This window comes from Brevundimonas sp. Leaf363, from assembly GCF_001424025.1.
GTDB lineage: Bacteria > Pseudomonadota > Alphaproteobacteria > Caulobacterales > Caulobacteraceae > Brevundimonas.
In genome coordinates, this window is the sequence record NZ_LMPZ01000002.1 from 410,753 (window position 1) to 425,254 (window position 14,502).

General features: G+C 67.0%; 16 protein-coding genes. 5 read left to right on the forward strand and 11 right to left on the reverse strand.

The genetic code is table 11. From position 1 onward, the window contains the following. Positions 1–47 precede the first annotated feature (47 nt). From ASG17_RS05030 to uvrB, 7 genes are all read right to left on the reverse strand, one after another. Positions 48–242, reverse strand: a complete 195-nt coding sequence (locus ASG17_RS05030) for a hypothetical protein (protein ID WP_056100046.1) — start codon at positions 240–242, stop codon at positions 48–50. Positions 243–312: 70 nt separating this feature from the next. Further along, positions 313–549, reverse strand: coding sequence for a hypothetical protein (locus tag ASG17_RS05035; RefSeq protein ID WP_056100048.1), 237 nt, complete (start codon positions 547–549; stop codon positions 313–315). 268 nt (positions 550–817) lie between these two features. Further along, the gene (locus ASG17_RS05040) at positions 818–1,345 is read right to left on the reverse strand and encodes a hypothetical protein (RefSeq protein WP_056100051.1); all 528 of its coding nucleotides are present in this window, start codon (positions 1,343–1,345) and stop codon (positions 818–820) included. A gap of 21 nt (positions 1,346–1,366) precedes the next feature. Beyond that, positions 1,367–1,504 carry a DpnI domain-containing protein gene (locus ASG17_RS16020; RefSeq protein ID WP_082496200.1) on the reverse strand — a complete coding sequence of 46 codons (138 nt, stop codon included), beginning with the start codon at positions 1,502–1,504 and terminating at the stop codon, positions 1,367–1,369. 177 nt (positions 1,505–1,681) lie between these two features. Then, complete coding sequence (locus ASG17_RS15400; RefSeq protein ID WP_156367731.1) at positions 1,682–2,185, reverse strand: hypothetical protein; 504 nt, start codon at positions 2,183–2,185, stop codon at positions 1,682–1,684. A gap of 40 nt (positions 2,186–2,225) precedes the next feature. Next, positions 2,226–3,557 carry an AAA family ATPase gene (locus tag ASG17_RS15125; protein WP_082496122.1) on the reverse strand — a complete coding sequence of 444 codons (1,332 nt, stop codon included), beginning with the start codon at positions 3,555–3,557 and terminating at the stop codon, positions 2,226–2,228. A gap of 174 nt (positions 3,558–3,731) precedes the next feature. After that, positions 3,732–5,954 carry an excinuclease ABC subunit UvrB gene (uvrB, locus tag ASG17_RS05045; protein WP_156367819.1) on the reverse strand — a complete coding sequence of 741 codons (2,223 nt, stop codon included), beginning with the start codon at positions 5,952–5,954 and terminating at the stop codon, positions 3,732–3,734. Positions 5,955–6,187: 233 nt separating this feature from the next. Here uvrB and ASG17_RS05050 point away from each other — a divergent pair, with 233 nt between their 5' ends. The 3 genes from ASG17_RS05050 to ASG17_RS05060 are packed head-to-tail and all read left to right on the forward strand — an operon-like array spanning position 6,188 to position 8,599. Next, positions 6,188–6,913, forward strand: coding sequence for an extensin family protein (locus ASG17_RS05050; protein ID WP_056100057.1), 726 nt, complete (start codon positions 6,188–6,190; stop codon positions 6,911–6,913). Positions 6,914–6,923: 10 nt separating this feature from the next. Further along, the gene (locus ASG17_RS05055; protein WP_056100061.1) at positions 6,924–7,856 is read left to right on the forward strand and encodes an aminotransferase class IV; all 933 of its coding nucleotides are present in this window, start codon (positions 6,924–6,926) and stop codon (positions 7,854–7,856) included. Then, positions 7,853–8,599 (forward strand): HAD family hydrolase, encoded by a 747-nt coding sequence (locus ASG17_RS05060; protein ID WP_156367732.1) that lies wholly within the window; start codon positions 7,853–7,855, stop codon positions 8,597–8,599. Before ASG17_RS05055 ends, ASG17_RS05060 begins: the two co-directional genes overlap by 4 nt. Positions 8,600–8,752: 153 nt before the next feature. Here the strand turns inward: ASG17_RS05060 and ilvA are convergent, their stop codons facing one another. Then, positions 8,753–10,270: a threonine ammonia-lyase, biosynthetic gene (gene ilvA, locus ASG17_RS05065; RefSeq protein WP_056100066.1), complete on the reverse strand. Its 1,518-nt coding sequence runs from the start codon at positions 10,268–10,270 to the stop codon at positions 8,753–8,755. A gap of 304 nt (positions 10,271–10,574) precedes the next feature. On the opposite strand from ilvA, the gene ASG17_RS05070 reads away from it, so the two are divergent. Further along, entirely contained in the window at positions 10,575–10,904 is a 330-nt protein-coding gene (locus ASG17_RS05070; protein ID WP_156367733.1) for a PadR family transcriptional regulator, read from the forward strand. 38 nt (positions 10,905–10,942) lie between these two features. Then, positions 10,943–12,049, forward strand: coding sequence for a hypothetical protein (locus ASG17_RS05075; protein ID WP_056100071.1), 1,107 nt, complete (start codon positions 10,943–10,945; stop codon positions 12,047–12,049). A gap of 23 nt (positions 12,050–12,072) precedes the next feature. Here ASG17_RS05075 and ASG17_RS05080 read toward each other — a convergent pair whose 3' ends face one another. The 3 genes from ASG17_RS05080 to ASG17_RS05090 are packed head-to-tail and all read right to left on the reverse strand — an operon-like array spanning position 12,073 to position 14,428. Continuing rightward, positions 12,073–13,641, reverse strand: coding sequence for a tryptophan halogenase family protein (locus tag ASG17_RS05080; RefSeq protein WP_082496123.1), 1,569 nt, complete (start codon positions 13,639–13,641; stop codon positions 12,073–12,075). A 41-nt stretch (positions 13,642–13,682) separates the two neighbouring features. Then, complete coding sequence (locus ASG17_RS05085; RefSeq protein WP_056100075.1) at positions 13,683–14,180, reverse strand: type II toxin-antitoxin system VapC family toxin; 498 nt, start codon at positions 14,178–14,180, stop codon at positions 13,683–13,685. After that, a complete protein-coding gene (locus ASG17_RS05090; RefSeq protein ID WP_056100078.1) occupies positions 14,180–14,428 on the reverse strand; it encodes a type II toxin-antitoxin system Phd/YefM family antitoxin in 249 nt (82 codons plus the stop codon). The genes ASG17_RS05085 and ASG17_RS05090 overlap by 1 nt, the downstream gene beginning before the upstream one ends. Between the last annotated feature and the right edge of the window lie 74 nt (positions 14,429–14,502).

Here is a 14,502-nt window from a genome sequence, read left to right on the forward strand (position 1 = left end):
GAAGGGTCGCAGGCCCAATGCCCGCCGCCCCCGAGGGTTCCCCTGCGTTACAGCCAGCCGCAGGGATTATTGAGGTTCGGCCGCCGCTCCTCATGCGTCACCCAGGCGTCGCGCGCCCCGCAGCGACAGCGGAACCGTCCCGTCCGCCCCGGCGGCGGCACGGGCTTGTCCTTCAGCATCCAGGGCGAGATCGCCGCATCGTGGTGGCAGGCCATGCAGCGGACATGCAGGTAACGGGGCATGACCCCACGCTAGGCCGCCGGGCGCCGCCGCAACAGCCGAAATGTTCCGGGTTTGTTCCAATCCTGGGGATCATCGGTGAAAATCGCCGTCCGAAGCGTCCGATGCGTCCAGACCGTCCGATGCGTGCGATCCGTCCGGAGCGTCCGCCGCGTCCGCCCCGGCGCCGCGCCGCCCGCGCTCCAGCCGGTCCAGCTCGGCGCGCAGCCGCCCGACCCGGCCCCCGTCGCGCCGCTCCGCCGCCCAGTCGATCGCCGCCTGGGCCAGCACCGCCAGCGTCGCATCGCGCGCCCGCGCCGTCTCGTTCATCACCCGCTCCCCGCTTCGCCGCCCCCCACTCTGCTCCGGCCGCCGACCCAGGCGCGCAAACGCCCCCGAACGCCCCGCAAACCCCCGCCCCGCCGTGCCTCGGACCGCGCGCAAAAAGTTTCGAGCCGACGGGTTCGCTCTCCGCCTCCCGGGCGGAGACGGCGCGCGCAGCGCGTAGAGGCGAGCAAAGTCAGGACAGGCCCTTTCGGGCCCGCCTCTGGCGCCTCGCGGCGCCTGTCCCGCCCAGGAGGCGGAGAGCGTCCCGCGCCTAAGCCTCCGCCGCCACCGGCCAGGCCTCCGCCGCGCCGTCCGGCAGGCCCTGCTCCTCGCGCCAGTCCTGGCGCCACAGCCTCAGGAACCGCGCGTCGATCTCTCCCTGAGAGCGCAGCGCCCCGGCCTCGTCCCAGACGCACGCGCCCCACGGGCGGGTCATCCCCCAGGCCCGATCCGCCTCGGCCAGATCCGGCCGCCGCCGCGCCCTCTGGGTCATCAGCCAGCCGATGTGCCAGGTCGGCGCCTGCATAGGCGCGCCCTCCAAGGTGTCCCGGTCCAGCATCTCGACCAGGGTCAGGGCCAGCAACCGCTGCGCCTCCCGCTCGGTCTCGAACGACTCCAGCCGGCGCTCGCCCCAGCGGTCCCAGCCCTCGACCGGCTCGGGCCGGGGATCGGGCGTGCGGTGCTTGTCCCGGTTCCATCCCTCGGAGGCCCGCCGCCGCCACAGGTTGGCCAGGCCCCAAATTACGTAAGTCTGGCATACTGCCGCGCCAGCGACGCCCCCGTCTCCCCCTGCTCCCATCGATAGACCCTGCGGCAGCCACTAAACGCGAGCCAGCCCTGGCGGGGCTTTGAGCTCATATTCCTCGCCGCAGGCGTCGCATCGGAAGCCAGCCACGAGCGAATTGTTCGGTAACCGCGGCAGGCGGTCTGCGGCGCAGTTGGGACAGAAGCCGTGCAGCGCGACCCAGGCCTAGGTCACCGACCGCGCGGTCTTGGGTCGGCCCCTTGAAGACGACGGCCGGTTCGGCGAAGCCAACCTCGCACCACTGATTGTCGTCCTGCCCCCTCCACCCACCTTAGCGGGTGGAGGGTCAGGAGGTTAGCCCCTTGGCATCCCATCGTGGTTCGATCGCTGTTACGCGGCCAACCAAAACCATTCGAAGTTGGCCGCGCCGCAGAACCGATCGAAACTCGCGGAGGAGGCCCTTATGGAACTGGCTTTGCAGGATTTCAGCAATTCTGCCTTAGCGCGGGGCGAAAATGACTCTCCGCCTGACAGCTCGCCCAACCGCCGCTTTCCGCCTACCCCATCGCCAGCATATATATAGGCTTCGTTCCCAAATCTGGCACGCATCCTGTCAACATCCGCGAGTATCCAGTTTTCCACCTGAATGTCGGAGACGCCAATGACAAAGGAACGCCCGGGGCAAAGCTCGGCCAATCTTTGCTGTAATTCAACAGCTATGTCGGCTGCCGGTAGGGCTCTTCTCTCTCTGTCCAAGAGAACAACGATTGCGTCAAAATCAACGCCTACCGCTTTAAGGGAAAACTCAATCTTTTCGGCAATTTTGCCGAGGGAAACAGTTATTCCGTTTGGAAATGGCTTCAACACCAACGAGTTTGGGTGAGCGATCTCCATAAAAGATGCTTCTGTATGGCCCTCTACTAACGCAAGAACCCTACCCACGAAGAATACCGATCTTATAAAGATGTCCCACGCCGAAATCGGACTCTTCCAACAGCAGATTTAGCTGCTCGATGTTAGATGGTCTTCTCGCTCTCGTAAGCCCGTTCTCCACGCCAAATATGATAATCTCACACGGATGGCACATATCCAATATTGTCTGACTATGAGTAGACATTATGAACTGTGCGTTGGTAGATTTACGCGCGAGAACTTCCCTACTCAGACTTATCATACCCTCTTGCATTTTGGGATGAAGAAAGTTCTCTGGCTCTTCAATCACGGAAAACTGCTGCTCCGCGAACATCATTGTAACCAATGCTACCCACTTAACCGTTCCGTCACTTATTCTACCAAACGCGAACGGCTTTTCAGAAAAGCTAAATGTTATTTGGGGCTTTAGAACAGCCTCTGCCAAATCGAGCTCTGACTCGACTGTAACTATGTCCGAATTTATTTCTCTGCACCAGTTTATTATGCTATTGAATGCGGTTTTTTGCGCCAACCTTCGGTCTAGGTGAGCTGCCCAAAAATAGTCTTTCCCATAGTATTCGCCCCTCGCCATCTTGTAGAGCGCCAAGGCCAAGTTTTCACCAGTTCTCTGTATTCCGCTTTCTCGCGAAACGGGAGACGGTAGTCTGGCAGATGTCGGTTCTAAATTTATTGATCGAAATGACGTTAAATCATTCCAGACGGCATCAAAGACGCTTTCGTGGTAGAAAAATCTTCTAAGTACAGTAGACGACGGAGAAAGACCATCTTGAAGAATATCCTCAAGAGAAACATCCTTCTCCTGCGTCGGTCTATATCTTAGCGAATTCGCGTAAATAACGTCATATAGATCGTGAGATCTACTATTTATCGTTACCTTTGTGTTGTATTGGCCACCTACGTAATTCGTATGCCTATTAATTCTGAACGGCAGATTACCCGCAACAGTGACGCATAAAGATTCCCGACTTACGTAGATCGCTGGTATTCGCTTGTCGTATCTGACGTGTACATCATATCGATACCCGACCTTTGGTTTAGGCCCTGCTTCCGTCTCGTCGCTGAACCGTTGCGTGTTCTCACCTGAGATAGAAAATTTTAGGTGAGCGTTGTCGCGCGTGTGACGCTCGCGACTGAATATTGAACCGGCTCCCTCAGCGACCGAAATTGCACTGTCGAGATCCGTAGCGAGAAGCTCCCCTAGGAAATCGAGAAACTCGACGAAGTTCGACTTCCCCGAGCCGTTCGGCCCTACCAAAACCTGCAGTCCGGGCGTCAACTCGATGTCGAAGCCCACGAGAGAGCGAAACCCATCGATGCTGATATTTTGAAGCATCTTCTTCTCATGTCGCAGGCGTTGGCCGACACTGATGTGCGACCTTGGCGCGTCATTGAACCGTGCCGCAAGCCAACTCGGGTGTCGACAGAAAGAAATCTAGCTCCGCGCTATATCCCTCGCGGCATCAGCTTCACCAGTGTGATCTGACAAGGGGCTTCGGGGCCTCCGCCTCTACAGCCTGCTCTTCCTGAACCGCTCCGCCTTCTCCGCCGCCGCGTCCGCCCGCCACCGTTTGGGCGCCGCCTTGTCCACCTCGTCGCCCGCCGCGGTGAGGGCTTCGTTGGCGAACTCGAGGTCCATCAGCTTCATGCGCTTGATCTCGTCGCGCAGGCGGGCGGCGGTTTCGAACTCCAGGTTGGCGGCGGCCTCGCGCATGCGGCCCTCCAGGTCGCGCAGGGCGGCCTGGAAGTTGGAGCCGATGAAGGGCTTGGCCTGTTCGGCGACGCCGGGGCGGGTCAGGCGGTCCATCTCTCGGCTCTCGTAGGGCGAGGCCATGATCTCCTTGATGTCGCGCTTGACGCTCTCGGGCGTGATGCCGTGTTCGGCGTTGTAGGCCTCCTGCTTCTCGCGTCGGCGGCTGGTCTCGGCGATGGCGCGCTCCATCGAGCCGGTCATGCGGTCGGCGTAGAGGATGACGCGGCCGTCGACGTTGCGGGCGGCGCGGCCGATGGTCTGGATCAGCGAGGTCTCGGAGCGCAGGAAGCCCTCCTTGTCCGCGTCCAGGATGGCGACCAGGCCGCACTCGGGGATGTCGAGCCCCTCGCGCAGCAGGTTGATGCCGATCAGCACGTCGAAGGAGCCCAGGCGCAGGTCGCGCAGGATCTCGATCCGCTCCAGGGTGTCGACGTCGGAGTGCATGTAGCGGACGCGCACCCCCTGTTCGTGCATGTATTCGGTCAGGTCCTCGGCCATCTTCTTGGTCAGGGTGGTGACCAGGCTGCGATAGCCCTGGGCGGCCACGGCCTTGACCTCGTCGATGACGTCGTCGACCTGGTTGCGCGTGGCGCCGGAGACCGGGCGGATCTCGACCGGGGGGTCGATCAGGCCGGTGGGGCGGATGACCTGTTCGGTGAAGACGCCGCCGGTCTGTTCCATCTCCCACGGGCCGGGGGTGGCGCTGACGAAGACCGTCTGGGGCCGCATGGCGTTCCACTCGTCGAACTTCAGCGGGCGGTTGTCGATGCAGGAGGGCAGGCGGAAGCCGTACTCGGCCAGGGTCGACTTGCGGCGGTAGTCGCCGCGGTACATGGCGCTGATCTGGCCGACGGTGACGTGGCTCTCGTCCACGAACAGCAGGGCGTTGTCGGGGATGTATTCGAAGAAGGTCGGCGGCGGCTCGCCCGGCGCGCGGCCGGTCAGCCAGCGGCTGTAGTTCTCGATGCCGGCGCAGGAGCCGGTCGCCTCCATCATCTCCAGGTCGAAGCGGACGCGTTGCTCCAGCCGCTGGGCCTCCAGCAGCTTGCCGTTCTCGACCATCCAGTCGAGCGTCTCCTTCAGCTCGGCCTTGATGCCGCCGAGGGCCTGGTTGAGCGTGGGGCGGGGCGTGACGTAGTGGCTGGCGGCGTAGACGGTGATCTCGGTCAGGTCGGCGGTCTTCTTGCCGCTGAGGGGATCGAACTCGGCGATGCCCTCGATCTCGTCGCCGAACAGGGTGACGCGCCAGGCGCGGTCCTCCTGGTGGACCGGGAAGATCTCGATGGTGTCGCCGCGCTTGCGGAACATGCCGCGTTCGAAGTTCAGGTCGTTGCGCTTGTACTGAAGCGCGATCAGGTCGGCGCGCAGCTTGGCCTCGTCGATCTGGTCGCCGACCTTCAGGGTGAAGGTCATGGCGGTATAGGTCTCCACCGAGCCGATGCCGTAGATGCAGCTGACCGAGGCCACGACGATGACGTCGTCCCGCTCCAGGATCGCGCGCGTCGCCGAGTGGCGCATGCGGTCGATCTGCTCGTTTATGGAGCTGTCCTTTTCGATGTAAGTATCTGTTCTCGGGACATAAGCTTCGGGTTGGTAATAATCGTAATACGAGACGAAATACTCGACCGCGTTGTCGGGGAAGAAGCTCTTGAACTCGCTGTAGAGCTGGGCGGCCAGGGTCTTGTTGTGGGCCAGGATCAGGGCCGGGCGCTGGGTCTGTTCGATCACCTTGGCCATGGTGAAGGTCTTGCCCGAGCCGGTGACGCCCAGCAGCACCTGCTCTCGGTCGCCGCTCTCGGCCTGAGCCACCAGTTCGGCGATGGCGGAGGGTTGGTCGCCGGCGGGGGTGTATTTGGTCTCCAGCCGGAACTTGCCGCCCTTCTTCTTGCCGTCATGCGAGGGGCGGTGCGGGGTCCAGTCGGCCGGCTTGCCGGGCGCCTCCTCCGGCGTCAGGCGCGGGCCGGTGATCGGCGCGAACATCGGCAGGTGGGTCGGCTTGACCGACGGCCGCAGCGCCGCGCCCGCGTCATCGCGCAGAAAGGCGGCGGGCGCCTCGGACACCCCGCCGGGCACGTGGACAGGCTTGGTCACGCGCGGGGCCGAGCCTTTGGGCGTAGAAGAACGGTTCATGAACACAATGTAGGGCGAACGAGGGGATTCCGCTAGAAACGCACGACGCGGCGGCGGGCGCCGAATCCGACTAATGTCCGGGGATGAGACGAGCCTGGATCATCGTCGGCCTGGCGCTGCTGGCCGGCTGCACGCTCACCGCGCCGGAGCCGCTGGTCCCGCAGGGGCCGCGGCCGTATCAGCCGGCGCCGCAGCAGACGGCGGTGGCGGACGGCCTGATCGATCAGCCCATCGACGCGGGCACCAAGGGCCGGATCACGCGGGCGGCGGGGGATCTGGCGCAATGCATGGCCGAGCTGGACGCCGCGCGGGTGAACTTCGTCTCGACGCCCGACCGGGACAACACCGAGACCTGCTTCCTGCGCGACGCCGGGGTGCTGGGACCCGACATGGGGACGATCGCGCGGATGACGCCGGCGGGGCCGACAACCACCTGCGAGCTGGCGCTGGCCGTCAGCATCTGGCGGCGCCAGTCGGTGGAGCCGGCGGCGCGCGAGATCCTGGGTTCGGACGTGGTCCAGATCGACCACTTCGGCACCTACGCCTGCCGGCCCGTGAACAATCAGGCGGGCAACCGGCCCAGCGCCCACTCACGGGCGGCGGCGCTGGACTTCGGCGGGGTGCGCCTGCGCGACGGGCGGCGCATCACCGTGGCGGGCGACTGGAGCGCGGACGACGCCGAGGCGCGCTTCCTGAAGCGGATCCGCGACGACGCCTGCCGCATCTTCGGCACGGTGCTGAGCCCTGACTACAACAGCTTCCACCGCGACCACCTGCATCTGGAGCCGGGTGGGCGCCTATGCTCGTGAGGATGATCGGATGGCGGGCGGCACCCAGGATTACGTCGACGATCCGCGCAATGACGCGGTGCTAATCTCGGTCGACGGGGCGCTGGTCCCGCGCGATCAGGCCAAGGTGTCGGTGTTCGATTCCGGCTTCGTCCTGGGCGACGGGGTGTGGGAGGGGCTGCGCCTGATCGACGGCAAGATCGCCTTCCTGGAAGGGCATCTGGACCGGCTGTACGACGGCGCGCAGATGCTGATGATCGACATCGGCCTCGACCGCCGGGCGCTGAAGGACCGGCTGTTCGACTGTCTGGAGGCCAACGGCATGACCGACGGCGTCCACATCCGGCTGATGGTCACGCGGGGGCGAAAGCGCTCGCCCTATCAGGACCCGCGCCTGACCATCGGGGCGGCGACCATCGTCATCATTCCGGAGTGGAAGACGCCGCTGGCGCAGATGTATGCGCGCGGGATCTCCCTGTTCACCACCCACGTGCGGCGCACCGGACCGGCCGATCAGGATCCGAAGCTGAACAGCCATTCCAAGCTGAACGACATCCTGGCCTGCATCCAGGCCATGAACGCGGGCGCGGACGAGGCGCTGATGCTGGATGACCGGGGCTTCGTCGCCACCTGCAACTCGACGCACTTCTTCATCGTGCGGGACGGGGAGCTGTGGACGTCCGGCGGCGGCTTCTGCCTGAGAGGCATCACGCGCGACGCGGTGCTGAGGGCGGCCGCGCGGGGCGGGATCACGGCGCGGGAGAAGGACTTCTCGTTGTTCGACGTCTACGCGGCGGACGAGGCCTTCGTGACCGGCACCTTCGCGGGGCTGACGCCGGTGTCGGTGGTGGACGGCCGGTTGCTGCCCGTGCTGGGCGGGGGAGACGACGCGTCGGGCCCGGTGACGCGGCGGCTGCGCGAGCTCTATTTCCAGGTGCGGGCGGAAGAGGCGCGGGGGCGGTGACGAGCCGTATCGCCCCAACCCGCATCGCCATGTGGTCGGGGCCGCGCAACGTCTCGACCGCCCTGATGCGCAGTTTCGAGAACCGGCCCGACACGGCGGTCAGCGACGAGCCCTTCTATGCGGCCTATCTGGCGGCGACGGGCTTCGATCATCCGATGCGGGACGCGGTGCTGGCGTCGCAGCCGCAGGAAGCGGCCGAGGTGGCGCAGGCGATGGTTGGGCCGGCGCCGGAGGGGCGGGCGGTCTGGTACCAGAAGCACATGACCCACCATATGCTGCCGGAGTTTCCGGTGGATTGGACGGGTGGCGTCACCAACGCCTTCCTGATCCGCGCGCCCGAGGCGGTGCTGGCGTCCTATGTCGAGAAGCGGGGCGCTGTGACGCTGGACGAGATCGGCCTGCCGCGACAGGTGGAGCTGTTCGAGCGGGCGGCCGATCGGCTGGGCGCCGCGCCGCCGGTGATCGACGGGCGCGACCTGCTGGCCGATCCGAGCGCGGTGCTGGGGCGGCTGTGCAAGGCGTGCGGGATTGGGTTTGATGCGGCGATGCTGGCCTGGCCGGCCGGTCGGCGCGCATCTGACGGGGTCTGGGCGCCGGCCTGGTACGACCGGGTCGAGGCGTCCACCGGGTTCGAGGCGCCGCGCGCGGAAGCCGCGTTTGACGATCTGCCGGACGCGCTGAAGCCGATCGCGGAGGCTGGGCGGCCGCTGTACGAGCGGCTGAAAGCGCATCGGTTGAGGTGACGTGCGACGTTCTCCCTCCCCGGGACGGGGAGGGCAGGTCGCGCAGCGACCGGGTGGGGACGGCCGAGCCGAACATCTGGCGCTACAGGATCCGCTAGCCGCCCCCACCCGGCGGCTTCGCCGCCACCCTCCCCGTTCCGGGGAGGGAAAGGATCAGTTCGTGGCTTCCAGGAACAGGCTGCAGGCCGGGTTGTCGGTCTCGTCCACCACCGGATAGCCCAGGGCGTCGAGCGCGGCCTGAAACGGCGCGGCGTCTTCCGGCGGCACAGCGATGCCCGCCAGCACGCGGCCGACGTCGTCGCCGTGGTTGCGGTAGTGGAACAGGGTCAGGGTCCAGGCGGGCTGGAGGCTGTTGAGAAACCGCAGGAAGGCGCCGGGGCGTTCGGGGAACTGGAAGCGCAGGATGCGCTCGTGCGGCAGGCCGGTGGCGCGGCCGCCGACCATGTAGCGGACGTGCAGCTTGGCCGTCTCGTTGTCGCTCATGTCCTCGACGCCATAGCCGCCGGCGGTCAGGCGCTTGATCAGCGCGGCCTTCTCGCCGACCCCTTCGCGCAGGGCGACGCCGACGAAGATGTGCGCCTCGCCGTGTCCGGCCCAGCGGTAGTTGAACTCGGTCACCGACCGCCCGTCGAGCGTCTTCAGGAAGCGAGCGTAGGCGTCGCGCCGCTCGGGCAGGGTGACGGCCAGCAGGGCCTCGGTCCCCTCGCCGATCTCGGCCCGTTCGGCGACGTGGCGCAGACGGTCGAAGTTCAGGTTGGCGCCCGAGTTGATGGCCACCAGGGCGCCCGCGCCGGGGTTGGCCGCGGCCCACGCCTTGGCCCCCGCCAGGGCCAGGGCGCCGGCCGGTTCGGCCACCGCGCGGGTGTCCTCGAAGATGTCCTTCACCGCCGCGCAGATGGCGTCGGTGTCGACCGTGACGATGTCGTCCAGCAGATCGCGGCACAGGCGGAAGGTCTGCTCGCCCGCGCGGCGCACGGCGACGCCGTCCGCGAACTGGCCGACGTGGCTCAGGGTAACGACCTCGCCGGCCTCGAAGGCGGCCTTCATGCAGGCGGCGTCCACGGGCTCGACGCCGATGATCTTCGTCTCCGGGCGCAGGAAGCGGATGATGGCCGCGACGCCCGCCGCCAGGCCGCCGCCGCCAATCGGCACGAAGACGGCCTCGATCGGATCGGCGTGCTGGCGCGCGATCTCCAGCCCCACGGTGCCCTGGCCGGCGATGACGTCCAGATCGTCGAACGGATGAATGAACAGGGCGCCGGTCTGTTCGGCCAGCATACGGCCATGCGCATAGGCGTCGTCGTATCCGTCGCCGTGCAGCACCACCTGGCCGCCGCGCGCACGCACGGCCTGGACCTTGATGGCCGGGGTGGTGACCGGCATGATGATGGTGGCGTGGGCGCCCCGCCCGGTCGCCGCCAGCGCCACGCCCTGGGCATGATTGCCGGCCGAGGCGCAGACCACGCCGCGCGCCAGGTCGTCCGCGCTGAGCGCCGCGATCTTGTTCGCCGCCCCCCGGATCTTAAACGAGAAGACCGGCTGCAGATCCTCGCGCTTCAGCGTGACCGGGCGACCCATGCGGCCGGACAGGCGCGGCAAGGCGTCCAGCGGTGTCTCCACCGCCAGGTCATAGACCCGCGCCGTCAGAATGCGGCGGATGACGTCTTGCATCGGCAAATCCCTTGGGCGTTGGGTCAAGCAAAGGGGGGCGGGGGATGCAAGCGAGTTTTCCCCTCTCCCAGAAGGAGAGGGCTTGAGCGCACGGCGGCGAAGCTGGCGTCCTGGCGTGAAAGGGTGAGGGGAACGCCCCATCCGGATAACGCGCACCCCTCACCCTTTCGGCTTGGCCAATCGCTGCGCTCTTGGAGCCTCAAGCCCTCTCCCTCCGGGAGAGGGAGAGCTGCATGTTGACTCTCTCGCACAGTATGCGCCATACACTGTGCGTCACACACTATGTGACGCCTTGGAGTGGCCGATGGCCGAGGAAGACGAGATTGTCGAGAGCTTGCGGCTGGAGCTGCGGCGGGGGTCTTTGATCCTGGCTGTGCTGGCCCGCCTGCGGAGCGAGCAGTACGGCTATTCGCTTCGCACGGCGCTGGCCGGGGACGGCATCGAGATGGAGGAGAGCACCCTCTATCCGCTGCTGCGCCGGCTGGAGGGCCAGGGACTGCTGGACAGCGAGTGGCGCGAGGAGGACCGGCGCAAGAAGCGGTTCTATCGGCTGTCGGCGCGCGGCGAGGCCGTGCTGGGGCGGCTGACCATCGAGTGGCGGGGCATTTCGGCCTCGCTGGAGCGCATCCTGTGACGGACGCGGATCATAGAAATTTCGGAGGGGAGAAGGCCATGAGCCTGCTGGATCGATACCTGAACGCCGTGGCGGCGCAGCTGCCCCGGGAGACGCGCGACGACATCATCGCCGAGCTGCGCGACGAGCTGGAGACGACGCTGGAGGCCAAGGCGGCCGAGAAGGGCGCGCCGCTGACGGACACCGAGGTCGAGGCGGTGCTGCGCGACATGGGCCACCCGCTGGCGGTCGCCGCGCGCTTCGGCGCCGGGCCGAACGTGGTGGTGGGCCCGGAGCTCTATCCCTGGTGGATGTTCGGGGTGCGGGCGGCGCTGACGGTGATGGTCTTCATCACCGCGATCGGGGCGCTGGTGCGCGTGCTGGTCGGGGATGTCGAGGTGGGCCAGGCCATCGGCCAGGGCTTCCACAGCCTGTTCACCAGCGGCATCGCCATCGTCGGCCTGGCCACCATCGCCGCCTTCATCATCGAGCGCCAGGCGACCAAGCCGGAGTTCCTGACGAAGTGGCGGGTGAAGGATCTGTCCGTGTTCGAATGGACCGCCTTCGGCGCGGACGGCTGGGCCGAGCGGCTGAAGGCCACGGCGAGCGGAACCGGCACGGTGGCCGGCGGCGTCTCCAAGCCCAGGCGCAAGGCGCCGCCGACGGTGCGCGCGGCGGCCAGCGCCTTCGGCTGGACGGTGGTGCTGCTGTGGTGGACGGGCGTGCTGGGCGGGCAGATCGCGCCGGCCGCCATCGGCGCGGAGTATGTCGAGAACGGTTTCGACTGGGGCGTGGCGGTCGCCCGTACGGTGGACCTGGCCTACTGGCCGGTGGTCGGCTTCATCGCCTGCCGCATCGTCTTTGACGCTCTGCGAGTGTTGACGGGGTCGCCGGTGAGGCTGACGGCGCTGGGCGACATCGGCTTCGCGGCGGCGACGGCCTGGGGCGTGTGGTGGGTGTGGATGTGGTCGCCGATATCCGGCGCGATCCGCGTCGAGAGCATCGACCAGCTGGTGGACCGGGTGCAGGCCGTGGCTCAGACCGGCGGCTGGTCTCTGGCCTTCGTCCTGATGCTGTGTGCGACCTTCGCCTTCATCGCGGAGGTGTTCCGCATCATCCGCGCCCTGGCCGAGCTGACCACCGGTCAGGCCTGGAGCCGGGACTGAGCCTGGATCCAGTTCGCTGAAGTTCAGGCCCTGGCGCGTGTCCTGCGCGCCGGGGCCGCCGGCGGGATGGGCGCGCGGGGCTGAGGCGTCCGGTTGATCTGGGCGATCAGTTCGTCGTGGCCGGGCAGGTCGTGGGCGGCCTGGTCGCCGAACTTCTGGATGCGGGCCAGCACACGTTCGGCGATCCGCGCGTCTTCCTCGGGCTCCGGCGCGGGCGCGGCGCCGAAGTTCATGCCGTAGAGAATGTACTGGTAATTGTAGAAGGCGAAGCTCTCGAGATCGAGGGTGAAGTCGAACCGCGCCGGCGGGCGATAGCGCCACTGCTCCAGCAAATCGGCCAGTCGGGGCGGGATGGAGGCCGGATCGGCGTTGTCGCGCCAGAAGGGCTCGGGCCGTTTCGACAGGCAGTAGTGCAGCTTCAGGAAGGCGATGATGTTGTCGTAGCGGGCGGTCATCACCTCGTTGAAGCGGCGGGCTGGGGCGTCGATCGGGCCGCTCATGGGCAAGAGGTCGGCGATCATGCCGACGGCCGTTTCGATCAGCACAAGGCCAGTCGCCTCCAGCGGCTCCAGGAAGCCGGCGGACAGGCCGACGGCGACGCAGTTCCTGACCCAGGGCGTCTGGCGATAGCCGGCCTCGAACTCAAGCTTGCGGGTGGCGATGTCGGCGCCGGCGGGGCCGAGGTAGGCGCGCAGCGTGGCCTCGGCTTCGTCGTCGCTCATGTGAGCGCTGGAGTAGACGCAGCCGACGCCGCGTACGCCGTTCAGGCCGATGTCCCAGGTCCAGCCCGCGGCGTGGGCGGTGGCGACGGTCAGGCTCTCGATCGCCTCGCCCGGCGCGCGCGGTACGCGGGCCGTGACGGCGCGGTCGGTGAACAGGATGGGGCGGGCCGACTTGAACGGCGCCTTCAGCGCCTGACCGATGATCTCGGCGCGGAAGCCTGAGCAGTCGATGAACAGGTCGGCGGTGAAGGTCTCGCCCGCCTCGGTGACCAGGTGATCGACCGCGCCGTCGGCCGTCAGGACGACATCGACCAACTTGCCCTCGACATGGCGGACGCCCAGGCCGCGCGCGCAGTCGGCCAGCACGCCCGACAGCTTCACGGCGTCGAAGTGGTAGGCGTAGCTGAGCGGGCCGGTGAAGTCGTCCTCGTGCGGGCGCTTGGGCGCGCGGCGCGCCTCGGCGACGCGGTTCTGGATGGTGACGGCCTCGGCGAAGGTCGGGCGGGTCGCCGGGTCCAGCGTCAGCCAGTGGCCGACGATGTCCGCCTCTTCGGTGAAGAAGGGCGCCTCGAAGGGGTGGAAGTAGCGCGTGCCTTCCTTCTCCCAGTCGACGAAGCGGATGCCTTGTTTGAAGGTGGCCGAGGCGTCACGGATGAACTGGGCTTCGTCTACGCCCAGGAAGCGCAGGGTGTTGCGGATGGTCGGAAAGGCGCCTTCGCCCACGCCGATGATGCCTATGTCGGGCGATTCCAGCAGTGTGATCTGGACCCGGCCGCCCTCGCCGGCGCCCAGCGCCTTGGCTAGATAAGCGGCCGTCAGCCATCCGGCCGTGCCGCCCCCGACGATGACGATGTTGCGCCTGGCCCCCATCTGTTCGGCCTAGCTCCGCGCGGTCGGGTTGGAAAGGCGGCTCATGAGCGCACGAACAGGTTCTGAAGCCACATCGGGCCTCCGCGCGTGGCCTGGTTCCAGTCGGCGTCGTCTTCGGCCGTTTCGGGCGAATAGCCCCAGGGGTTGAAGACCTTGACCCGCCCGGCCTTGAAGGCGGCGACATTGCGGGTCACTAGGGTCAGGCCATGCTCCAGCGCCGTGGCGGCCAGAAGCCCGTCGCGCGGATTGGCCTGGGGGAGGTGCGCGCGGCGGCGCACGACAGCGGCGTCCACCGGCAAGATGCGGCCGTCGAAGGCCGGCATGACCTGATTGTCGATCCAGGACTGGCGCGCCTGACCGGCGGCCGGATCGCGCTTGGCCAAGAGGGCCGCCCCGTTCTGAAGCTCCATCAGCGTCAGGGCTGACAGGAACAGACTGTGGCGCGCGGCGCCGCCGGCCCAGGCGGCGAGGCCCGGATCGGCCTGTCCGGTCTTGGCGCGGCGCAGCTCCAGAACCACGGGGGCGTCGAGCAGGAACATCAGTCGGCCTCGCCATGGGCCCAGGCGGCGTCGGAGCGGCCGGCGTCGGGTTCGGCCTCGACCGCGTCGGGCTCGCTGAGCAGGTCGACGATGGTTTCGACCTGGCCGCTGAGGCGCCGATAGGCCTCGATGCTGACCAGCACATGGGTGGGGCGGCCCCGGTCGGTGACGAACACCGGCTCCATCCGCGCCATGCGTTTGGCGCTGGAGACATCCTGGTTGAACTCGCGACTGGTGACGATTCGCATGTCGAAATCCGGGGCGATGATCCTACATCCGGTCGCCCGATGCGTAGGCACGATACTACGTCGTAGCGCCTTCG

Excerpts from the sequence above, each read along its gene's own strand:
- ASG17_RS05030 (WP_056100046.1), bottom strand. The coding sequence starts at position 242 with ATGCCCCGTTACCTGCATGTCCGCTGCATGGCCTGCCACCACGATGCG.
- ASG17_RS05035 (WP_056100048.1), bottom strand. The coding sequence starts at position 549 with ATGAACGAGACGGCGCGGGCGCGCGATGCGACGCTGGCGGTGCTGGCC.
- ASG17_RS05040 (WP_056100051.1), bottom strand. The coding sequence starts at position 1,345 with ATGGGAGCAGGGGGAGACGGGGGCGTCGCTGGCGCGGCAGTATGCCAG.
- ASG17_RS15400 (WP_156367731.1), bottom strand. The coding sequence starts at position 2,185 with ATGGAGATCGCTCACCCAAACTCGTTGGTGTTGAAGCCATTTCCAAAC.
- ASG17_RS15125 (WP_082496122.1), bottom strand. The coding sequence starts at position 3,557 with ATGCTTCAAAATATCAGCATCGATGGGTTTCGCTCTCTCGTGGGCTTC.
- uvrB (WP_156367819.1), bottom strand. The coding sequence starts at position 5,954 with ATGTTCGCGCCGATCACCGGCCCGCGCCTGACGCCGGAGGAGGCGCCC.
- ASG17_RS05050 (WP_056100057.1), top strand. The coding sequence starts at position 6,188 with ATGAGACGAGCCTGGATCATCGTCGGCCTGGCGCTGCTGGCCGGCTGC.
- ASG17_RS05055 (WP_056100061.1), top strand. The coding sequence starts at position 6,924 with ATGGCGGGCGGCACCCAGGATTACGTCGACGATCCGCGCAATGACGCG.
- ilvA (WP_056100066.1), bottom strand. The coding sequence starts at position 10,270 with ATGCAAGACGTCATCCGCCGCATTCTGACGGCGCGGGTCTATGACCTG.
- ASG17_RS05070 (WP_156367733.1), top strand. The coding sequence starts at position 10,575 with ATGGCCGAGGAAGACGAGATTGTCGAGAGCTTGCGGCTGGAGCTGCGG.
- ASG17_RS05075 (WP_056100071.1), top strand. The coding sequence starts at position 10,943 with ATGAGCCTGCTGGATCGATACCTGAACGCCGTGGCGGCGCAGCTGCCC.
- ASG17_RS05080 (WP_082496123.1), bottom strand. The coding sequence starts at position 13,641 with ATGGGGGCCAGGCGCAACATCGTCATCGTCGGGGGCGGCACGGCCGGA.
- ASG17_RS05085 (WP_056100075.1), bottom strand. The coding sequence starts at position 14,180 with ATGTTCCTGCTCGACGCCCCCGTGGTTCTGGAGCTGCGCCGCGCCAAG.
- ASG17_RS05090 (WP_056100078.1), bottom strand. The coding sequence starts at position 14,428 with ATGCGAATCGTCACCAGTCGCGAGTTCAACCAGGATGTCTCCAGCGCC.